General features: G+C 62.2%; 18 protein-coding genes and 1 tRNA gene. 17 read left to right on the top strand and 2 right to left on the bottom strand.

What is annotated here, in order from left to right:
- Positions 1-36: 36 nt before the first annotated feature.
- On the bottom strand, positions 37-1,707 hold the full coding sequence (locus BGP02_RS03575) for an electron transfer flavoprotein-ubiquinone oxidoreductase (RefSeq protein ID WP_017233310.1): 1,671 nt from the start codon (positions 1,705-1,707) through the stop codon (positions 37-39).
- Between the two features lie 178 nt (positions 1,708-1,885).
- Here BGP02_RS03575 and BGP02_RS03570 point away from each other — a divergent pair, with 178 nt between their 5' ends.
- The 3 genes from BGP02_RS03570 to BGP02_RS03560 all read left to right on the top strand — a co-directional run bounded on the left by BGP02_RS03570 (position 1,886) and on the right by BGP02_RS03560 (position 4,502).
- The gene (locus BGP02_RS03570; protein WP_130026272.1) at positions 1,886-2,662 is read left to right on the top strand and encodes an SDR family oxidoreductase; all 777 of its coding nucleotides are present in this window, start codon (positions 1,886-1,888) and stop codon (positions 2,660-2,662) included.
- A 179-nt stretch (positions 2,663-2,841) separates the two neighbouring features.
- Entirely contained in the window at positions 2,842-3,906 is a 1,065-nt protein-coding gene (gene dctP / locus BGP02_RS03565) for a TRAP transporter substrate-binding protein DctP (RefSeq protein ID WP_017233312.1), read from the top strand.
- Between the two features lie 182 nt (positions 3,907-4,088).
- Positions 4,089-4,502: an acyl-CoA thioesterase gene (locus tag BGP02_RS03560; RefSeq protein ID WP_255349099.1), complete on the top strand. Its 414-nt coding sequence runs from the start codon at positions 4,089-4,091 to the stop codon at positions 4,500-4,502.
- 51 nt (positions 4,503-4,553) lie between these two features.
- Here the strand turns inward: BGP02_RS03560 and BGP02_RS03555 are convergent, their stop codons facing one another.
- Positions 4,554-5,099 carry a PAS and helix-turn-helix domain-containing protein gene (locus BGP02_RS03555; RefSeq protein ID WP_017233314.1) on the bottom strand — a complete coding sequence of 182 codons (546 nt, stop codon included), beginning with the start codon at positions 5,097-5,099 and terminating at the stop codon, positions 4,554-4,556.
- A gap of 228 nt (positions 5,100-5,327) precedes the next feature.
- On the opposite strand from BGP02_RS03555, the gene BGP02_RS03550 reads away from it, so the two are divergent.
- The 14 genes from BGP02_RS03550 (at position 5,328) to BGP02_RS03485 (ending at position 18,848) form a co-directional block, all read left to right on the top strand.
- The gene (locus BGP02_RS03550; RefSeq protein WP_017233315.1) at positions 5,328-6,026 is read left to right on the top strand and encodes a CoA transferase subunit A; all 699 of its coding nucleotides are present in this window, start codon (positions 5,328-5,330) and stop codon (positions 6,024-6,026) included.
- A gap of 23 nt (positions 6,027-6,049) precedes the next feature.
- Positions 6,050-6,688 carry a CoA transferase subunit B gene (locus BGP02_RS03545; RefSeq protein ID WP_017233316.1) on the top strand — a complete coding sequence of 213 codons (639 nt, stop codon included), beginning with the start codon at positions 6,050-6,052 and terminating at the stop codon, positions 6,686-6,688.
- A gap of 275 nt (positions 6,689-6,963) precedes the next feature.
- Positions 6,964-7,842 (top strand): alpha/beta fold hydrolase, encoded by an 879-nt coding sequence (locus BGP02_RS03540; protein WP_286797776.1) that lies wholly within the window; start codon positions 6,964-6,966, stop codon positions 7,840-7,842.
- A 66-nt stretch (positions 7,843-7,908) separates the two neighbouring features.
- Positions 7,909-8,265 (top strand): RidA family protein, encoded by a 357-nt coding sequence (locus BGP02_RS03535; protein ID WP_017233318.1) that lies wholly within the window; start codon positions 7,909-7,911, stop codon positions 8,263-8,265.
- A gap of 48 nt (positions 8,266-8,313) precedes the next feature.
- The gene (locus BGP02_RS03530; protein WP_083902260.1) at positions 8,314-10,611 is read left to right on the top strand and encodes a RelA/SpoT family protein; all 2,298 of its coding nucleotides are present in this window, start codon (positions 8,314-8,316) and stop codon (positions 10,609-10,611) included.
- Between the two features lie 74 nt (positions 10,612-10,685).
- Positions 10,686-10,762 (top strand) — tRNA-Val (locus BGP02_RS03525).
- A 237-nt stretch (positions 10,763-10,999) separates the two neighbouring features.
- Positions 11,000-12,907 carry a threonine--tRNA ligase gene (gene thrS, locus BGP02_RS03520; RefSeq protein ID WP_017233320.1) on the top strand — a complete coding sequence of 636 codons (1,908 nt, stop codon included), beginning with the start codon at positions 11,000-11,002 and terminating at the stop codon, positions 12,905-12,907.
- Between the two features lie 28 nt (positions 12,908-12,935).
- A complete protein-coding gene (gene infC, locus BGP02_RS03515) occupies positions 12,936-13,478 on the top strand; it encodes a translation initiation factor IF-3 (RefSeq protein WP_017233321.1) in 543 nt (180 codons plus the stop codon).
- 176 nt (positions 13,479-13,654) lie between these two features.
- Entirely contained in the window at positions 13,655-13,852 is a 198-nt protein-coding gene (rpmI, locus tag BGP02_RS03510; RefSeq protein WP_010806049.1) for a 50S ribosomal protein L35, read from the top strand.
- A 25-nt stretch (positions 13,853-13,877) separates the two neighbouring features.
- A complete protein-coding gene (rplT, locus tag BGP02_RS03505; protein WP_010806048.1) occupies positions 13,878-14,237 on the top strand; it encodes a 50S ribosomal protein L20 in 360 nt (119 codons plus the stop codon).
- Between the two features lie 151 nt (positions 14,238-14,388).
- Positions 14,389-15,402, top strand: a complete 1,014-nt coding sequence (gene pheS / locus BGP02_RS03500) for a phenylalanine--tRNA ligase subunit alpha (protein WP_017233323.1) — start codon at positions 14,389-14,391, stop codon at positions 15,400-15,402.
- 86 nt (positions 15,403-15,488) lie between these two features.
- A complete protein-coding gene (gene pheT / locus BGP02_RS03495) occupies positions 15,489-17,927 on the top strand; it encodes a phenylalanine--tRNA ligase subunit beta (RefSeq protein ID WP_261938425.1) in 2,439 nt (812 codons plus the stop codon).
- A 62-nt stretch (positions 17,928-17,989) separates the two neighbouring features.
- Positions 17,990-18,382 (top strand): integration host factor subunit alpha, encoded by a 393-nt coding sequence (locus BGP02_RS03490; RefSeq protein ID WP_017233325.1) that lies wholly within the window; start codon positions 17,990-17,992, stop codon positions 18,380-18,382.
- A gap of 79 nt (positions 18,383-18,461) precedes the next feature.
- Positions 18,462-18,848 carry a MerR family transcriptional regulator gene (locus tag BGP02_RS03485; RefSeq protein ID WP_017233326.1) on the top strand — a complete coding sequence of 129 codons (387 nt, stop codon included), beginning with the start codon at positions 18,462-18,464 and terminating at the stop codon, positions 18,846-18,848.
- Positions 18,849-19,293: the final 445 nt, after the last annotated feature.

Genomic DNA, 19,293 nt, shown 5'->3' with positions numbered 1-19,293 from the left:
GTGAAGGCCGCCGGGCGAACCGGCGGCGATACCGCATTACATATTCGGGTAGTTCGGCCCGCCCCCCCCTTCCGGCGTAACCCACACGATATTCTGCGTCGGGTCCTTGATGTCGCAAGTCTTGCAATGCACGCAGTTCTGCGCGTTGATTTGCAACCGCTCGGACTCGTCCTCGTTCTTCACGAACTCATACACACCTGCCGGGCAATAGCGTTGCTCAGGCCCCGCGTATTCGGACAGATTGATGCCAACCGGCACGCTGGGATCCTTGAGCGTGAGATGCGCCGGTTGGTTCTCCTCGTGGTTGGTGTTCGAGATGAAGACCGACGACAGACGATCGAACGTGAGCTTCCCATCCGGCTTGGGGTAGGCGATCGGCTGACATTGCGCGGCCGGCAGCAGGCACTCATGATCGGCCTTCTTGCGGTGAATCGTCCATGGCATCTTGCCGCCGAGCAGCTTTTGCTCAATGCCGGTCATGATCGTGGCCACGGTCAGGCCCTTCTTGAACCACTGCTTGAAGTTGCGCGCCTTGTTCAGCTCTTCGTGCAGCCACGATTGCTCGAACGCGGCCGGGTAGGCGCTGAGTTCGTCACGCTGGCGCTCGGCCACCAGCGCGTCGAAGGCGGCATCGGCTGCCATCATGCCGCTCTTGATAGCGGCGTGGCTGCCCTTGATCCGGCTGACATTGAGGAAGCCCGCTTCGCACCCAACCAGCGCACCGCCCTTGAAAACGAGCTTCGGCAGGGCCAGCAGACCGCCCGCTGTAATGGCACGTGCACCGTATGAAATGCGCTTGCCCCCTTCGAGGAAGTGACGAATCGACGGATGGGTCTTGTAACGCTGGAACTCCTCGAACGGCGACAGGTACGGATTGCCGTAGTCGAGCCCAACGATGAAACCGACCGCCACCTGATGATTCGGCAGGTGGTAGAGGAACGAGCCGCCGTAGGTTTGCGCGTTGAGCGGCCAGCCGGCCGTGTGGATGACGAGACCTTCCTTGTGCTTGGCCGGGTCGATTTCCCACAGTTCCTTGATGCCCAGGCCGTAGGCCTGCGGATCGCGGCCTTCGTCGAGATTGAACTTGCGCATCAATTGGCGACCCAGGCTGCCCCGTGCGCCTTCCGAGAAGATCGTGTACTTGGCGTGCAGTTCCATGCCCAGTTGGAAGTTCTCGGTCGGTTCGCCGTCCTTGCCGACGCCCATGTTGCCGGTCGCCACGCCCATGACCGCGCCGTTCTCGTCGTACAGGATCTCGGCGGCCGGGAAGCCCGGGAAGATTTCAACGCCCAGCGCTTCGGCTTGTTGTCCGAGCCAGCGCACGACATTGCCCAGGCTGATGACATAGTTGCCGTGATTCTGGAAGCAGGCGGGCAGCAGCCACGACGGCGTGGGGGTCGCGCCGGTCTCGTTCAGGAACAGGAAGCGATCTTCAACGACCGGGGTGTCGAGCGGTGCACCAAGGGCTTTCCAGTCGGGGATGAGTTCGGTCAGCGCTTGCGGATCCATGACCGCGCCAGACAGGATGTGCGCCCCGATTTCCGAGCCTTTTTCCAGGACACATACGGAAATCTCCTTCCCCGCCTCCTGCGCGCGCTGCTTCAAACGGATTGCCGTGGACAGGCCGGCCGGACCGCCGCCAACAACGACGACGTCATACTCCATCGACTCCCTCGGGCCGTACTGCTCAAGCAGCTTGGGATCCATTGATGCTCCTGTTATAAACGTTAGAATTCGTGGGTGCGGCCATTTTCCGGGAATGGGGGGCACCTCGCAACCGCATATTAATAGCACGATCGTTCGGTATGGTAGGTAAGCAACTCTAGCGGCACGCCATGCGGCGTCGCCGTTGTTCAATGGGTGTCCAGGCGCGAGGGAGAAGACGATGGGGCGTTCGCTGAATCTCGAAGGGAAAGTGGCGATGGTGACGGGGGCCTCGAGCGGACTTGGCATGCAGTTTGCCAAGGTGCTGGCCCAGGCCGGGGCAAAGGTCGTGCTGGCCAGCCGGCGTGTCGAGCGGCTCAAGGAATTGAGGGCGGAGATCGAGGCGCAAGGCGGTGCGGCGCACGTCGTTCCTCTCGATGTGACCGACTACGACAGCATTCGCGCCGGGGTGGCCCATGCCGAGACCGAGGCGGGGGCCATTGATATTCTGATCAACAACTCCGGTGTGTCGACCCAGCAGCGTCTGGTCGACGTTACGCCCCAGGACTACGACTACGTCCTGAACACCAACACGCGCGGCACCTTTTTCGTGGCGCAGGAAGTCGCCAAACGCATGATTCGGCGGGCAAAGGGCGACCCGCAGCGCCAGCACCGGATCATCAATGTGGCGTCGGTGGCTGGGCAGCGCGCGATTTCCATGCTCGGCGTGTACTGCGTGAGCAAGGCGGCGGTCATCCACATGACCCGTGCGATGGCACTCGAATGGGGACGTTACAACATCAATGTCAATGCGCTGTGTCCGGGCTATATCGACACCGAGATCAACCACGAGCATTGGCAGACCGACGCCGGTCGCAAGCTCGTTCAGATGCTGCCCCGCCAACGCGTCGGGGAACCGAGCGATCTGGACGGGCTGATTCTGCTTCTTGCCTCAGACGATTCCAGGTTTATCAACGGGTCGATCATGACGATCGACGATGGTCTGGCGGTCGGCTGAGCCTCGTCAGGCCTTGTGCCACGGCGATTTGGCGAATTGGGCAGGCTCGCTGCAATGCGGCAATCCGGGATTGTCCGAGGCAGTCAGCGTAGCGGCGACAAGCGCATAATTCTCGGGTGCTAATGGGGTCGTGAAGGACGTCGTGCTGACGTCGGATCCCGAAACATCTTGAGGACAACATGTTGAATCAAGGCTGGCGTGCGCTCGTCGGCGTCGCGCTCGCCCTCGCCGCAATTGCGCTGCCGGTGGCCGCGCAGCCCTACAAGGCCGAATACTCGCTGTCGATCATGCCCGATGCCGGCACGCCCTGGGGCAAAGGCACGCAACTTTGGGCGGACATGGTGCGCGAGCGTACGCGTGGGCGCATCAACATTCGACTGCACACAGGCGCCTCGCTCGTGGGTGGCGACCAGACGCGGGAATTCTCCGCATTGCGTCAGGGCGTGATCGACATGGCGGTCGGCTCGACGATCAACTGGTCGTCAGCGATACCCGAATTCAACGTTTTCTCCCTGCCATTCCTGCTGCGTGGCTGTCGTTCTCTCGACGCCCTGACGCAGGGCGACGTCGGGCGCGAGCTGTTTCGCCGCGTGGAAGAGCAGGGCGTTGTACCGCTGGCGTGGGGCGAGAATGGCTTTCGGCAACTGAGCAACTCTCGCCGTTCGATCCGTGCGCCAGAGGATATGCGCGGCCTGCGTTTCCGTGTTGTCGGGTCATTGCTGTTCAACGACATCTTCACGGCATTGGGCGCCGTGCCGACTCAGATGACGTGGAACGATGCGGTGCGCGCGCTGCGCGCACGCAAGATCGACGGCCAGGAAAATCCGATCACGGTCTTCAACAATGTGCGGCTCGATACGTTGGGACAGCGCTTCATCACGGTGTGGGATTACGTCGCCGATCCCATCGTGTTCTCCGTCAACCGACAGGTCTGGGATAGCTGGTCGCCGCAGGATCGCGACATCGTTCGCGACGCAGCGATCGAGGCGGCGCGATTCGAAGTGACGCTCGCAAGAGAAGACGCGATGCGCGGCGAGAATGCCGCGTGGGACGATCTGGCAGCGCGCGGCGTGAAGGTCACGCGACTCACGCCGGAACAACGCCAGCGCTTTGTCGACGCAACGCGTCCCGTCTATGCGAAATGGAAAGTGCTGGTCGGGCGCGATCTGGTCGACAAGGCCGAGGCCGCCGTGAGAGACGAGGCAACGATCGCCAAGACGCACGACGCCGGCGCGCGCAAGTAGTTGTGCCGGCTCGCGTCGGAAATGTCTGTGGCGCTGGTCTCACGCGATTCTGAAAAGGCTGCCGCTCGTCGCCACTCGCCGAGGGTTGGCGCACACCAAACGCTCCGACGCGCTACACTTTCTCCCCATGGTGTCCTGTCACTACGTGGCAGGGCGTCGATTTTCAATATGGGGAATTTGCAGTGTCGTCAGAATACAAAGAAGTCTTTCGGATGAGCATGCCCATTCGCTGGGGCGATATGGATGCCTTCGGGCATGTGAATAACACCGTCTACTTCCGCTACATGGAGCAGGTCCGTATCTCGTGGCTGGAGTCGCTCGACATCGCGTCGGAAGAAAGCTCGACGGGCGAGGGGCCGGTGATCATCAACGCGAACATGACGTTCTTGCGTCAGTTGCGCTATCCCGGCGATATCGATTGCCGCATGTCGGTAGGCGCGCTGGGCCGAAGCAGCGTCGATACACGTTTTGAGCTGCGCCGCGCCGATACGCCGGATGTCCTCGTCGCCGAGGGCGGTGCGAAGATCGTTTGGGTCAACTACAAAGCGGAAAAGTCGGTGCCGCTGCCGGAGGCGGTGCGCGCGTTGATGGCGTGAGGCTTGTTTCGGTGAAGCGGGAAGGGGGCGCTGCCTGCCCCCTGGCGTTCCTCAGTTGCCGAGGAGTCGCTGAACGAGTTCGGTCGCCGTGCCGGCGCCGTACTTCTGCATCAGGCGCGCGCGGTAGATGTCGACGGTACGCGGGCTGATGTCGAGAACCTTGCCGATCTGCTTGCTCGTCTTGCCCTGCACGAGTTGCGCCGCGATTTCGCGCTCGCGCGCGGTCAGTGCCACGGCGACGCGACGAGTGGCCGACATGTCCTCAAAGGTCCAGAGGCCGGCGGCGTGGGGGTCTTTCACGTCGAGCGAGCGACCCGTCACGTGGCACCAGAACAGTTCGCCGCTGGCCCGGCGCATGATGCGCTCGTCAGCATAGACGCCCTGCGCGCTCATGATCGGCGGAATGCGCTCGCCAATGCGCTCGAACTCCTTGGGGGACGGATACAGTACCTGGAACGACTGACCGATCAGGGCCTCGGGCTCGTAGCCGAAGATCTTGCCAAGCTGTCGATTGCAGTCCTCGATGATGCGCTGGCGCGAAATGACCAGGCCGACGGGAGCGATATGAAAAGCGGTCTGGTAGTCGAACGTCGGCATGGGGGAGCGGCGCGGATCCTGTCTGGGCGCGTGCCGGTGGATCGCGTGTTACGGCCCGGCGCGCAAGGAGATATGTAATTTCACGTATTGTGCCCGATTTGCCCGGCACCGTAAGCTCTATGATTGCATGAGGTGCGTGGCCACGGCGATTCGAGGGGCGGCGCAAGCCTCGCAACGCGCAAGCGCGCGACATAATTTCAATTCTCAACCGAGGGAAAGGGACACACGATGAACAAGGTATACGCCAGCGCCAAGGAGGCGCTCGCCGATGTTGTCGCAGACGGGCAAACGCTCGCTGTCGGCGGCTTCGGCCTGTGTGGCATTCCCGAGGCCCTGATCGCCGCGTTGCGCGACTCGGGCGTCAAGGGGCTCACCTGTATCAGCAACAACGCCGGCGTGGACGGCTTCGGTCTGGGATTGCTGCTCGAGACGCGTCAGATCAAGCGGATGATTTCGTCGTACGTTGGCGAGAACAAGGAGTTCGAACGCCAATATCTGGCCGGCGAACTCGAGCTCGAATTCACCCCGCAGGGCACGCTGGCCGAAAAACTGCGCGCCGGTGGCGCAGGCATTCCGGCGTTCTTCACGAAGACGGGCGTGGGTACGGTAGTCGCCGAAGGCAAGGAAATCCGTGAATTCGACGGTGAGACGTACGTCATGGAGCGCTCGCTGCGCGCCGATATCGCGCTCGTGAAGGCCGCCAAGGCGGATCGCGCGGGCAACCTCGTGTTCAATCGTACCGCCCGCAACTTCAACCCGGTGGCGGCCATGGCCGGCAAGATCACCATCGTCGAAGTCGAGGAACTGGTCGACACCGGTTCGATCGACCCGGACGACGTGCACCTGCCCGGCATCTTCGTTCAGCGCATCGTGCTGAACGCGCATCCGGAAAAACGCATTGAACAACGCACGGTTCGTGCCAAGTAAGCGCCGAGATCAAGGAGATAACCATGGCATGGAATCGTGATGAAATGGCTGCGCGCGCGGCGCGAGAGCTGGAAGACGGCTTTTACGTGAACCTCGGCATCGGTTTGCCCACGCTGGTGGCGAACCATGTGCCCGACGGCATGGAAGTCTGGCTGCAATCGGAGAATGGCCTGCTCGGTATCGGCCCGTTCCCGACGGAGGACGAAGTCGATGCAGACATGATCAACGCGGGCAAGCAAACGGTGACGACGCTACCGGGTTCGTCGATCTTCTCGTCGGCGGACTCGTTCGCGATGATCCGTGGCGGCCACATCAATCTGGCAATCCTCGGGGCGATGCAGGTCAGCGAAAAAGGCGACCTCGCGAACTGGATGATCCCGGGCAAGATGATCAAGGGCATGGGCGGCGCGATGGATCTTGTCGCCGGTGTCGGTCGCGTGGTCGTGCTCATGGAGCACGTTGCCAAGGGCGACGCCCACAAGATTCTGAAGGCCTGCGATCTGCCGCTGACCGGCCTTGGCGTGGTCAACCGCATCATCACCGACCTCGGTGTGATCGATGTGACGCCGGACGGCCTGAAGGTGGTCGAGCTCGCGCCGGGCGTGACGAAGGAAGAAATTTCGCAGAAGACCGGGGCACCGCTCGATACGAGCGCTGTCTGACGCATGGGTGACGTGGCCGTCGTCTCTTGTGGCTTGAATGCCAGGGGCGTGTGACACGCAGTATTGCTGAGGGTTGCCGTGGCCGTTGAACCCGGTGATCGATGGAAGGCGAAGCGGGCGGGGATTTCCCCGCCCGTTTTGTTTTGGCGGTGCCGGTGAGTCGGCCACGATTCGGGTTCTGCGCGACACTGAGCGCCGTGTTGCGGGCATCGCTGCAAAGGTAGACGGCAAGCGCGGTAGAATTCGGTTCTGGAAACCGATCCGATGAGTCTGTCATGTCGAGCTACGCGCCGCGCCTGTCGAACGTTCAGTGTCTGAGCCCTTCCGGGTTGCATCGTATGGCGTACACGGAATGGGGCGATCCGGAGAATCCGCGCGTTCTGTTGTGCGTGCATGGGCTGACGCGATGCGGTCGCGATTTTGATGCGCTGGCGAAGACGTTCGCAAACGACTACCGTGTCGTGTGTCCCGACGTGGTTGGGCGCGGACAGTCGTCGTGGCTGCGCAATCCCGCAGGCTATGTCGTGCCGCAATACGTCTCCGACATGGTGACGTTGATTGCGCGCCTGGGCGTGACGTCCGTGGACTGGTTCGGCACGTCGATGGGCGGGTTGATCGGCATGGGCCTCGCGGGCTTGCCCGATACGCCGATTCGCAATCTGCTGCTCAACGATGTCGGACCGCACATCGACGTCGCCGCGCTCGCACGTATCGGTCAATATGTCGGTACGCCGAAGCGTTTTGCATCGATCGACGAGGGGGCCGACTACCTCTGGTCGATCTCGTCGTCATTCGGTCCGCATACCCGGGAGGAATGGCGCGCATTGTGCGAGCCGCTGCTCAAGGCCGACGGCGATGGATATGTGTTGCGTTACGATCCGTCGCTCGGAGCGGCATTTGCCGCGATTTCGCCCGAGGCCGTAGCGGCGGGAGAGGGCGTGCTCTGGGCGTCGCTTGCGGCATTTTCCGGACGCCTGTTGATTGTGCGCGGCGAGCAGTCGGATCTGCTGTCTCGCGCGACGCTCGAACAAATGCTGGCGCTCGCGCAACACGCACGCGCCGTGGAAATACCCGGCGTGGGACATGCGCCGACGTTTGTGCATGCGGATCAGATCGAGATCGCACGCCGATTTTTTGAGGGATTTGCCGACTGACACTCGCTCCGGTGGCGGGGTGCGGCGACAAGTCCGACGTTCGAAGAACACGAGGAGTCTTTCATCATGGCAGTACAACGTTTCTACGTCGAAAAGCGCTGGTCGGACATGGCGGTGCACAACGGCACGGTTTATCTGGCAGGGCAGACGCCGGATGACCGCACGCAGGACATGGTCGGTCAGACGCGTCAGGTACTCGCGCATATCGACCGCCTGCTCGCCGAGGCGAACAGCGACAAGTCGCTGATTCTTTCCTGTCAGATCTATATTTCGGACATGAAGTATTTCGGCGAAATGAACCAGGTGTGGGACGAATGGGTGCCCGCGGGTAATGCACCTCCGCGTGCCACTGTGCAGGCGTTGCTCGCCGACCCTGCCATGCTTGTAGAAATCGTGGTCGTGGCGGCTCAGCGCGAAGGCTGAGTCTCACGACCCGTATCATCAGGGGCGCGCGTCGCCCCATGTTCCGACATGAACCAACATCAAGCACCGACCTCCGCTGGCACGAATTCGACAACGGCGCCGGACGCCCGGAATTCGACCCCGGGCGTGGGTGATGTGCCTCTGCCCGCCACGCTCGACAACGCGCTCGCGTTCGCCACCACCCTGTGCGGCGAGCATGTGCTCTCGTCCGGCGAGCCAATCATGGCGCACGCACGGGGCATGCTCGCGATTCTCGATACGCTGCGCGTGGACGAGGCAACGCATCAGGCCGCGGCGCTCTTCTCCGCCGTCGAGTTCCTGCCGGATCCCCAAACCACGTTGACCCAAACCTTCGGCGCCGAAGTGGCGGCGCTCGTGATCGACGTGCGCAAGTTGCAGCGGCTCTCGGGCGCGGGCTCGCGTGCCGCGCAGGCCATGCCGACCGACGGGCGCGATCGCGACGCCGCGGCAGAACGCAAGTCGCAGGTCGAAGGGCTGCGCAAGATGCTGCTCGCGTTTGCGCAAGACATCCGTGTGGTGATGATCCGGCTGGCGTCGCGTCTGCAATCGCTGCGCTGGTATGCGGCACAGAAGAAGACACCCCCTGAGGAGATGCCGCATGAGGTGCTCGAGATCTATGCGCCGCTTGCGAACCGCCTCGGCATCTGGCAACTGAAGTGGGAGCTCGAAGACCTCGCGTTCCGCTTCCTGGAGCCGGTCACTTACAAGCAGATTGCCAAGCTGCTCGAAGAGAAGCGCGTCGAGCGTCAGACGTTCATCGAAGGCGCGATCCAGCGACTTCAGGACGAACTGGCGCGCGCGGGTGTCAGGGCCGAAGTGTCCGGGCGGCCGAAGCACATCTACAGTATCTGGAAGAAGATGCGCGGCAAGGCGGTCGATTTCGCCGAACTGTACGACGTGCGCGCGTTTCGCGTGATCGTCGACGACATCAAGGATTGCTACACGGTGCTGGGCATTGTCCACAACCTGTGGCAGCCGATTCCGAAAGAGTTCGACGATTACATCTCGCGTCCGAAGCCCAATGGCTACAAGTCGCTGCACACCGTGGTGATCGGCGATGACGGGCGGGCATTCGAAGTGCAGATACGCACGAATGAGATGCATCACTTTGCCGAGTATGGCATCGCGGCCCACTGGCGCTACAAGGAAGCGGGGCAGCGCGGCTACGGCGGCGCGTTTGCGGCGAACGAGGCCTACGACGAGAAGATCGCCTGGCTGCGCCAGTTGCTCGCGTGGAAAGACGATGTGGCCGATACGGTGGGCGCCGAGGGGGCCGCGCAGCCGTGGGCGCAGCTCAAGCGCGCGACGATCGATGATCATATCTACGTGCTCACGCCGCAGGCACGCGTGATCGCGTTGCCGCAGGGGGCGACGCCGGTCGATTTTGCGTATCACCTGCACTCGGAGCTGGGGCATCGTTGCCGTGGCGCGCGTGTCGACGGCGCGATGGTACCGCTCAATACGCCGCTGCAGAACGGGCAGACGGTCGAAATCGTGACGGTCAAGCAGGGCGGCCCGTCGCGCGATTGGCTCAACACGCAGTTGGGGTATTTGCAGAGTCACCGGGCACGCCAGAAGGTGCGTCAGTGGTTCAATACCATCGATCTCGAAGAAACGATTGCCCATGGCCGAACGCTGATCGACAAGACGTTGCAGCGCGAGGGCAAGACGTCGGTCAATCTGGAGGATCTGGCGGCTCGGCTCGGATTCCGGACGCCGGACGACCTTTACGCGTCGATTGCCAAGGATGAGTTCAGCCTGCGCCATGTCGAGCAGGCGCTGTCGGGCAACCTGCCGGGGCCGGAGCCGCGCGACGAGGACACGCTCGTCGCGAAGAAGAGCCTCGACACCAGCGTCACGCAGGGGGCCAAGAGCGGCGTGCTGGTCGTGGGCGTCGGCGCGTTGCTCACGCAACTGGCCAAGTGCTGCCGTCCGGCGCCGCCGGATCCGATCGTGGGGTTTGTCACACGCGGCAAGGGGGTATCGATCCACCGTCAGGATTGCACGAGCTTTCACGCCATGAAGGCGCGGGCGCCGGAGCGGGTCATTCAGACCGCGTGGTCGGCCGATGTGCTCGAAGGGCGGGGCGTGGCGGCGTATCCGGTGGATATCCAGATCGAGGCGACCGACCGTCAGGGATTGCTGCGCGACATCTCCGAAGTGTTCTCGCGGGAAAAGCTCAACGTCACCGGTGTCAGCACGCAGTCGCGGGGCGCGCAGGCGTTCATGCAGTTCACCGTGGAAGTGCGCGATGGCGGGCAGTTGCAGCGCGCGCTGGCGCAACTGGGCGGGGTGGCGGGGGTGATGTCGTCGCGGCGGCGGTGATCGGCATTTGCGGCAGGCACAATATTCGCTTGGCGACTCGCTGAAATATTGCTAGAATCTCGTTCTCTTGTAGTAGGCTCGTAGCTCAGCTGGTTAGAGCACCACCTTGACATGGTGGGGGTCGTTGGTTCGAGTCCAATCGAGCCTACCAACGAATTTGATGCATGACAGTCCGCGAGACCCCGCAGACACAGACGCTGGAAAACACTCATGTTGAAGACGGCCCGAACTTTCACAGTGGTGAAGGTGCGACGTTAAGTCGAGGGTGTTTTTCGTCTGGATGCAAGGAATGAAGAGACGGCCTCGACGACAGTCGAGGCCGTTTTTTTTCGTGGTTTTGCCGCGTGGCGTTGGCCGCGCGTGATGCTTTTGCGCATGGGAGTGCGACATGATTTCGGTACGTTTGCCTGACGGCTCGCAACGCCAGTACGAAGGCCCGCTCACGGTGGCGCAAGTCGCCGGCTCGATCGGCACGGGGCTGGCCAAGGCTGCCCTGGCCGGCCGCGTCGACGGCAAGCTGGTCGATACGTCCTATCTGATCGAGCGCGATGTGAGTCTCGCCATCGTCACGGACAAGGACGCCGATGGCCTCGACGTCATTCGTCACTCGACGGCTCACTTGCTGGCCTACGCCGTCAAGGAGTTGTTCCCTGAAGCGCAGGTCACGATCGGCCCGGTCATCGAAAACGGCTTCTATTACGACTTCGCGTTCCACCGCGCCTTCACGCCGGAAGATCTCGATGCCATCGAGAAGAAGATGCACGAGCTGGCCAGGAAAGACGAGCCGGTCACGCGCGAAGTGCTCTCGCGCGACGACGCCGTGCGTCTGTTCCTGTCGATGGGGGAGAAGTACAAGGCCGAGATCATCGAATCGATTCCGGCGACGGACGAGATCGGCCTGTATCGCGAAGGCAAGTTCGTCGATCTTTGCCGGGGACCGCACGTGCCGTCGACGGGCAAGCTCAAAGTCTTCAAGCTGATGAAGGTCGCGGGTGCCTACTGGCGCGGCGACGCCAAGAACGAGCAGCTTCAGCGCATTTACGGCACGGCCTGGACGAAAAAGGAAGACCAGGATGCCTATCTGCACATGCTCGAAGAGGCGGAAAAGCGCGATCACCGCAAGCTCGGCCGTGCGCTGGACTTCTTCCACATGCAGGAGGAGGCGCCTGGCCTCGTCTTCTGGCACCCGAAGGGCTGGACGCTCTGGCAGCAGGTTGAGCAATACATGCGCCGCGTCTATCGCAATCACGGCTATCAGGAAGTGAAGGGTCCGCAGATTCTCGACCGTGCGCTCTGGGAGAAGTCGGGCCACTGGGAGAACTACAAGGACAACATGTTCACGACGGAATCGGAAAATCGCGCGTATGCGCTCAAGCCGATGAACTGTCCGGGCCATGTGCTGATTTTCAACTCGGCGCTGCACAGCTATCGCGATTTGCCGCTGCGCTACGGCGAGTTCGGTCAATGTCACCGCAACGAGCCGTCGGGCGGCCTGCACGGGCTGATGCGCGTGCGCGGCTTCACGCAGGACGACGGTCACATTTTCTGTACGGAAGACCAGATTCTTGACGAGTGCGTGAATTACACGGCGCTGCTGCATGCCGTGTACAAGGATTTCGGCTTCACGGACATGATCTACAAGGTCGCGACGCGCCCTGAGCATCGTGTGGGTTCGGACGAGAACTGGGACAAGGCTGAATTTGCGCTGATGGAGTCGCTGCGTCGTTCGAACTGCGAATTCGTGATCGCGGAGGGCGACGGGGCGTTTTACGGCCCGAAGATCGAATACACGCTCAAGGACGCGCTTGGCCGTCAGTGGCAGTGCGGCACGATGCAGGTCGATTTCTCGATGCCGGAGCGCCTGGATGCCGAATATGTGGCGGAGGACAACAGCCGCCGCCGTCCGGTCATGCTGCACCGGGCCATCCTGGGGTCGCTCGAGCGGTTTATCGGTATTTTGATCGAGCACCATGCTGGTGCAATGCCGGTTTGGCTCGCGCCGGAACAGGTCATTGTGCTGAATGTGTCCGAAAAAACGGCCGATTATGCCCAGGCAGTGACGAAAAAGTTGAAAGAACAAGGGCTTAGGGCTCGCAGCGATTTGCGCAACGAGAAAATTAGCTATAAAATACGCGAGCATTCCTTGCAGAAGGTTCCTTACCTTGTTGTTGTAGGGGATAAAGAGCAGGAAGCGAATACGGTAGCCGTGCGTGCCCGTGGCGGCGTGGATCTGGGTGTGATGCCCGTTGACGCGCTCATCGAACGTCTGGCGCAGGAATGCGCAACGTTCCAATAACGCCTGTCGGACCGCGCGGCTAAATTTTTTGTTTTTTTCGAGGATAAGCAACATCGCTACCGATAAAGCGCATCGCATCAATGGCGAAATCACTGCGCCTGAAGTGCGTCTAACCGGGGTCGACGGGGAACAGCTCGGCATCTTGAAACTCGCCGAGGCTTTCCGTCTGTCCGAAGAGGCCGACGTCGATCTGGTGGAAATCGCGCCGCAGGCGCAGCCGCCGGTGTGCCGCCTGATGGACTATGGCAAGTTCAAGTATCAGGAACAGAAGAAAGCGCACGAGAACAAGCTGAAGCAGAAGGTTGTTCAGATCAAGGAAGTCAAATTCCGGCCTGGCACCGACGACGGCGACTACAACGTCAAGTTGCGCAATTTGAAGCGGTTCCTCGAAGAAGGCGACAAGACCAAGATCACGCTGCGGTTCCGCGGCCGTGAGATGGCTCACCAGGAAATCGGCGCGCGTATGCTGGAACGTCTGAAGTCCGATCTCGAAGAGGTTGGCCAGCCGGAACAGATGCCGAAGATGGAAGGCCGTCAGATGATCATGGTCATCGCGCCGAAGAAGAAGTAACGCCGTGGCGGTATCGATCGATACCGCCGGGCTGCAAGGAATTGCCGCCGTGGCCCGCAAGGCCATGGCAGTGATGCAGGGTGCTGTCTGACCCTGAATACAAGTGGTCTCGGGTTCTACAAGGGGCGCGATTTTGGCGTCACACCTGTGATCATGTTAAAAACTCGGAGTTTTTCATGCCTAAGATGAAAACCAAGAGCGGTGCCAAGAAGCGCTTTCGCGTGCGTCCTGGCGGTACCGTTAAGCGTGGTCAGGCTTTCAAGCGTCACATTTTGACGAAGAAGACCACCAAGAATAAGCGTCACCTGCGCGGTGCCGTCGGCGTTCATGAGTCTGATCTGAACTCCGTACGCGCAATGCTGCCCTTCGCTTAAACCCCGACTTAGATAGGAGAGAAACATGCCTCGAGTCAAACGTGGGGTCACCGCACGGGCCCGCCATAAGAAAGTCATCGCTGCTGCCAAGGGTTTCCGCGGCCGCCGCAATAACGTCTTCCGCATCGCCAAGCAAGCGGTCATGCGCGCTGGGCAGTACGCCTATCGCGATCGCCGTAACAAGAAGCGCGTGTTTCGCGCCTTGTGGATTGCGCGTATCAATGCAGGTGTGCGTCAGCACGGTATGACCTACAGCGTGTTCATCGCTGGTCTGAAAAAGGCCTCGATCGAACTCGACCGCAAGGTGCTGTCCGACATGGCCATCAACGACAAGCCGGCGTTTGCCGCGATTGTCGCCCAGGTGAAAGCCGCCGTCGCAGCCTAAGCTGTAGTTAGCGTATCGCGCGCTTTACCGCGCGCCATTCGCCAGGAGGGGGCTCTCATCGGAGCCCCCTTTTGTTTTTCGCATGCCTTTTCGCTGGTTTTTTCGCTGGCATCTGCGGCCATTCCGACCGCCTAACTTGAGTCTGTAGCATATGGATCTGGAACTTATCGTCAGCGAAGCGCAGCGTGCGTTCGCCGCCGCTCCCGACGCCGCCGCGCTGGAAAACGAGAAGGCCCGCTTTCTCGGCAAGACCGGCCAACTGACCGAGTTGCTCAAGGGCCTCGGCAAGCTTGATCCCGACGCGCGCAAGCATGAAGGCGCACGGATCAACGCGGCCAAGCAACAGATCGAAGGCGCCCTGCAGGCGCGCCGCCAGGCCATGGCCGACGCGCTGCTCGACGCGCGCTTGTCGGCCGAGGCCGTCGACGTCACGCTGCCCGGCCGAGGCCTGGGCGCTGGCAGCCTGCACCCCGTGCTCACCACCTGGGAGCGCGTTGAACAGATTTTCCGTTCCATTGGTTTCGACGTGGCCGACGGCCCCGAAATCGAAACCGACTGGTTCAACTTCACGGCACTGAACAGCCCGGAGAACCACCCCGCCCGCTCGATGCAAGACACGTTCTACATCGAAGGGAACGACGACGCCGGCAAGCCGCTGCTGCTGCGCACGCACACGAGCCCGATGCAGGTGCGTTACGCGCGCATGAACAAGCCGCCGATCAAGGTGATCGCGCCGGGCCGCACGTATCGCGTGGACTCGGATGCCACGCACTCGCCGATGTTTCATCAGGTCGAGGGCCTGTGGATTGCCGAAGACATCAGCTTCGCCGACCTGAAGGGCGTGTACACCGATTTCCTGCGCAAGTTCTTCGAACGCGACGACATTCAGGTGCGTTTCCGCCCGTCGTATTTCCCGTTCACTGAGCCGTCCGCCGAAATCGACATGCAGTTCGAAACGGGCAAGAACGCCGGCAAGTGGCTGGAAATCTCGGGGTCCGGGCAAGTGCATCCGACGGTCGTGCGCAACATGGGACTCGACCCGGAGCGTTATATCGGCTTCGCGTTCGGTTCGGGTCTGGAGCGTCTGACGATGCTGCGCTACGGTGTGCAGGATCTGCGACTGTTCTACGAGAACGACCTGCGCTTCCTGCGCCAATTCATGTAATCGATGCCGACGGCCCCGGACGGGCGCGCGAAGCCGCTGCCGCCGGGCTCTCGGAAGTGAAGACTTAACTGCGAGCGAACTGATCCATGCAATTCTCTGAATCGTGGCTGCGTACCCTGGTCGACCCGGATTTGTCGACGGACGCGTTGGCGCATGCCCTGACGATGTCCGGGCTCGAAGTCGAGGAAACCGACCCGGTCGCCCCGCCGTTTACCGGTGTGGTCGTGGCCAAGGTGCTCGACGTCGCCCGGCATCCGGACGCTGACCGTCTGAACGTCTGCCAGGTCGACGCCGGTACCGGCGAGACGCTCACCATCGTGTGTGGCGCCCCCAACGTGGCGCCGGGCATCAAGGTGCCGTGCGCGACCGTGGGTGCGGCATTGCCCCCGGCCGAGGCCGGCGGCACCCCGTTCCAGATCAAGATCGGCAAGCTGCGCGGCGTGCAGAGTTTCGGCATGCTGTGCTCGGCGCGCGAACTGAAGCTCTCGGAAGACCACGGCGGTCTGATGATCCTGCCGGACGACGCGCCGGTCGGCATGAGCATCCGCGAGTATCTCGATCTCGACGACACGGTGTTCGTCGTCAAGCTCACGCCGAACAAAGCGGATTGCCTGTCGCTGCTGGGCATCGCCCGCGAAGTGGCCGCCATCACCGGCGCGCCGCTCAAGGACTTGCCGGGGCAGGGCGCTCAGCCCGCGACGATCGCCGACACGCTGCCGGTACGCATCAGCTCGCCGGAAGGTTGCGGGCGCTTCGGCGGCCGAATCATCCGCAACGTGAACGCTGCCGCAGCGTCGCCGCGCTGGATGGTCGAGCGCCTTGAGCGCGCCGGTCAGCGCAGCATCTCCGCGCTGGTCGACATCACCAACTACGTGATGCTCGAATTGGGCCAGCCGCTGCACGTCTACGACCTGAACCGCCTGCAAGGGGGGATCGACGTGCGCTTCGGGCGGGCGGGCGAAACGCTCAAGCTGCTCAACGAACAGACCGTCACGCTCGACGAGAACGTGCTCGCCATCACCGACGCCAGCGGTCCGATTGGACTTGCCGGCATCATGGGCGGCGACTCGACCAAGGCGGGCCTGGACACGCAAAACATCTTCCTCGAAGGCGCGTTCTTCTTTCCGCAGGCGATTCAGGGCCGGGCACGCAAGTACAACTTCACAAGCGATGCCTCGCACCGCTTCGAGCGCGGCGTCGACTTCGCCGGCAATGGGCGTGCCCTCGAGCGGGCCACGCAACTGGTGCTGGACATCTGCGGCGGCCAGGCCGGTCCGCTTGAAGACCAGATCGCACAGTTGCCCGAGCGTCGGCCCGTGACCCTGCGTGTCGCGCGTGCCATCAAGATTCTGGGCGTGCCGGTTTCCGAGGCGGAGATGAGCGAGATCTTCACGCGCCTGGGTCTGCCTTTCACCTTGCAGAATGGCGTGTTCAGCGTCACGCCGCCGTCGTATCGTTTCGACATCGAAATCGAAGAAGATCTGATCGAAGAGATTGCACGTATCTACGGTTTCGATCGCATTCCGGCCAATCCGCCGGTCGCCGCAAGCGAAATGCGCCCGACGCAGGAAGGCCGCCGCTCGCAACACGCGTTGCGTCACGCCGTGGCGGCGCGCGATTATCACGAGACGGTTGGCTTCAGCTTCGTCGACGTGGAGTGGGAAGCCGATTTCGCCGGCAACGATCACCCCATCAAGCTGCTCAATCCGATCGCCAGCCACCTGGCGGTGATGCGCTCGACGCTTATCGGCAGCCTGATCGCGAGCACGCGCTACAACCTGAATCGCAAGGCGTCGCGTGTACGCGTATTCGAAATTGGCCGCACTTACCATCGCGACAATACGGTCGCCTCGGGCGAGTTGAGCGTTGGCGGTTACCGTCAGCCGCTCACGGTCGCGGCGCTGGCCTATGGCCCGGTGCTCGACGAGCAATGGGGCGCGGCAACGCGTCAGGTCGATTTCTTCGACGTGAAGGGCGATCTCGAAGCACTGTTGTCCCCGCGCACGGCACGCTTCGTGAAGGCCGAACACCCGGCGTTGCACCCGGGACGCAGCGCGGCGATCGAAGTCGATGGCAAGCGTGTCGGCATCATCGGCGAGCTGCATCCGCGCTGGCAACAGAAGTACGACCTGCCGCATGCGCCGGTGTTGTTCGAGATCGAGGCGCAAGCGCTGCTGGTGCGCGACGTCGCGAGCTACGAGGACATCTCGAAGTTCCCGCCGGTCACGCGCGACATCGCGCTGGTGGTGGATCAGGCGCAGCCGGTGCAAGGGCTGATCGACGCCATGCTGGCGGCGCGTCACGACGATCCGGCATGCAGCGTCGTGCAATCGGTTCGCCTGTTCGACGAGTTCCGTCCGAAGGCCGGTGCAGCCTCGGGCTCGCTGGGGGCTCAGGACAAAAGCGTGGCGTTTCGTGTTACTCTGCAGGACCCCTCGGGTACGTTGCAAGACGAGACGGTCCAGGGCGCCATCAACGCACTGGTACAACGGGTAGAAGGGTTCGGCGCACGTTTGCGCGCCTGAAACTCAGTCAACATCCGCTTGCGAGTTGGTTATCGCACTGTCATCGCCATCGCGTGGGACGTATGAACGAAATGAATCCTGGTGAATTTGAAGCCATGCTCGCGGCGCAGCGCATCGCGCTGGGTCGCAGCGACACGAACGAGGTCTCGACCGAAGCACCGACGCTGACCAAGGCCGAACTGGCCGAGTTGCTGTTCGAGCAAGTCGGTCTGAACAAGCGCGAAGCGAAGGATATGGTCGAGGCCTTCTTTGAATCGATCCGCGATGCGCTTGAGTCTGGCGACAGCGTCAAGCTCTCCGGCTTCGGCAATTTCCAGTTGCGCGACAAACCGCAACGACCGGGCCGCAATCCGAAAACCGGCCAGGCGATTCCGATCGCCGCGCGTCGGGTGGTGACCTTCCACGCCAGCCAGAAACTCAAGTCGATGGTGGAATCAGGCGTGCTGGGCAAGTGATTCCCGGCCGCCGCTTTCTGTGGCGGCCGTTGGTTTTTCCTCCGCTGTTTAACCGTCGTCCCATTCCGCTAACGCCGCGATGGATCACGTTGCCTTGCCGCCGATTCCCGCAAAGCGTTACTTCACCATTGGTGAGGTGAGTGAGCTGTGTGGCGTCAAGCCGCATGTACTGCGCTATTGGGAGCAGGAGTTCACGCAACTGCGCCCCGTCAAGCGGCGCGGTAATCGACGGTACTACCAACACCATGAAGTCCTGTTGATCCGGCGTATCCGGGAGTTGCTCTATGAGCAGGGCTTCACCATCAATGGTGCGCGCAATCGCCTCGATGCCGACACGCCGCGTGGCGCCCGCGCGGCTGCGGGGCACGGGGGCGAGTCGGCCGCATTGACCGAACCCGAGACGACCCTCGACGTGGCTGACTTACGCCATCGTCTGGAGGCGGTCATCGATCTGCTCAAGTCCTGAACAAGGCGTACGCATCGGTGGTGGCGGTCCTCGTGCGCTTGCACTGTCTTCGCTTTTGCCGTCAATGCCTGAAGCCACGCGATAGCGAGTGCTTGTGACGCATCCCGTGGCATTCGGCTGCTGGGGCGCGCCTCGAACCGTGCCTCGAACTTCGGGATTCTCCTAGTGCGGCGGTGGCCGAAATATCCGTAATCCGACATATGGCACGCCGTGGGGTGGGGCGGTGCTCGCGCCCACCCCGTCCCCCTGCCGGAACGCGGAAACGCCAAACGACTTCCGGGGGCGCCGCGATTGCCTTACACTTGCCGGAAACCATGGCGTCCGTTGGCGACGACCGCTGGATCCTATTGACGACCGGGCCAACACCGATCTTTGCGCGTTTTGGCACAAAGGCTGAGAGGATCTCCACCTATGGCGGAACCGAGCACAACGGGAGCGCGACACG

Origin of the sequence: Pandoraea sp. 64-18, assembly GCF_001899225.1 — a bacterium.
GTDB classification, from domain to species: Bacteria; Pseudomonadota; Gammaproteobacteria; order Burkholderiales; family Burkholderiaceae; genus Pandoraea; species Pandoraea cepalis.
This window is presented reverse-complemented; position numbering and strand designations above follow the sequence as displayed.

Excerpts from the sequence above, each read along its gene's own strand:
- BGP02_RS03540 (WP_286797776.1), top strand. The coding sequence starts at position 6,964 with ATGTCGAGCTACGCGCCGCGCCTGTCGAACGTTCAGTGTCTGAGCCCT.
- thrS (WP_017233320.1), top strand. The coding sequence starts at position 11,000 with ATGATTTCGGTACGTTTGCCTGACGGCTCGCAACGCCAGTACGAAGGC.
- pheS (WP_017233323.1), top strand. The coding sequence starts at position 14,389 with ATGGATCTGGAACTTATCGTCAGCGAAGCGCAGCGTGCGTTCGCCGCC.
- pheT (WP_261938425.1), top strand. The coding sequence starts at position 15,489 with ATGCAATTCTCTGAATCGTGGCTGCGTACCCTGGTCGACCCGGATTTG.
- rplT (WP_010806048.1), top strand. The coding sequence starts at position 13,878 with ATGCCTCGAGTCAAACGTGGGGTCACCGCACGGGCCCGCCATAAGAAA.
- BGP02_RS03555 (WP_017233314.1), bottom strand. The coding sequence starts at position 5,099 with ATGCCGACGTTCGACTACCAGACCGCTTTTCATATCGCTCCCGTCGGC.
- BGP02_RS03490 (WP_017233325.1), top strand. The coding sequence starts at position 17,990 with ATGAACGAAATGAATCCTGGTGAATTTGAAGCCATGCTCGCGGCGCAG.
- dctP (WP_017233312.1), top strand. The coding sequence starts at position 2,842 with ATGTTGAATCAAGGCTGGCGTGCGCTCGTCGGCGTCGCGCTCGCCCTC.
- BGP02_RS03575 (WP_017233310.1), bottom strand. The coding sequence starts at position 1,707 with ATGGATCCCAAGCTGCTTGAGCAGTACGGCCCGAGGGAGTCGATGGAG.
- BGP02_RS03550 (WP_017233315.1), top strand. The coding sequence starts at position 5,328 with ATGAACAAGGTATACGCCAGCGCCAAGGAGGCGCTCGCCGATGTTGTC.
- BGP02_RS03570 (WP_130026272.1), top strand. The coding sequence starts at position 1,886 with ATGGGGCGTTCGCTGAATCTCGAAGGGAAAGTGGCGATGGTGACGGGG.
- BGP02_RS03535 (WP_017233318.1), top strand. The coding sequence starts at position 7,909 with ATGGCAGTACAACGTTTCTACGTCGAAAAGCGCTGGTCGGACATGGCG.
- BGP02_RS03485 (WP_017233326.1), top strand. The coding sequence starts at position 18,462 with ATGGATCACGTTGCCTTGCCGCCGATTCCCGCAAAGCGTTACTTCACC.
- BGP02_RS03545 (WP_017233316.1), top strand. The coding sequence starts at position 6,050 with ATGGCATGGAATCGTGATGAAATGGCTGCGCGCGCGGCGCGAGAGCTG.
- BGP02_RS03530 (WP_083902260.1), top strand. The coding sequence starts at position 8,314 with ATGAACCAACATCAAGCACCGACCTCCGCTGGCACGAATTCGACAACG.
- rpmI (WP_010806049.1), top strand. The coding sequence starts at position 13,655 with ATGCCTAAGATGAAAACCAAGAGCGGTGCCAAGAAGCGCTTTCGCGTG.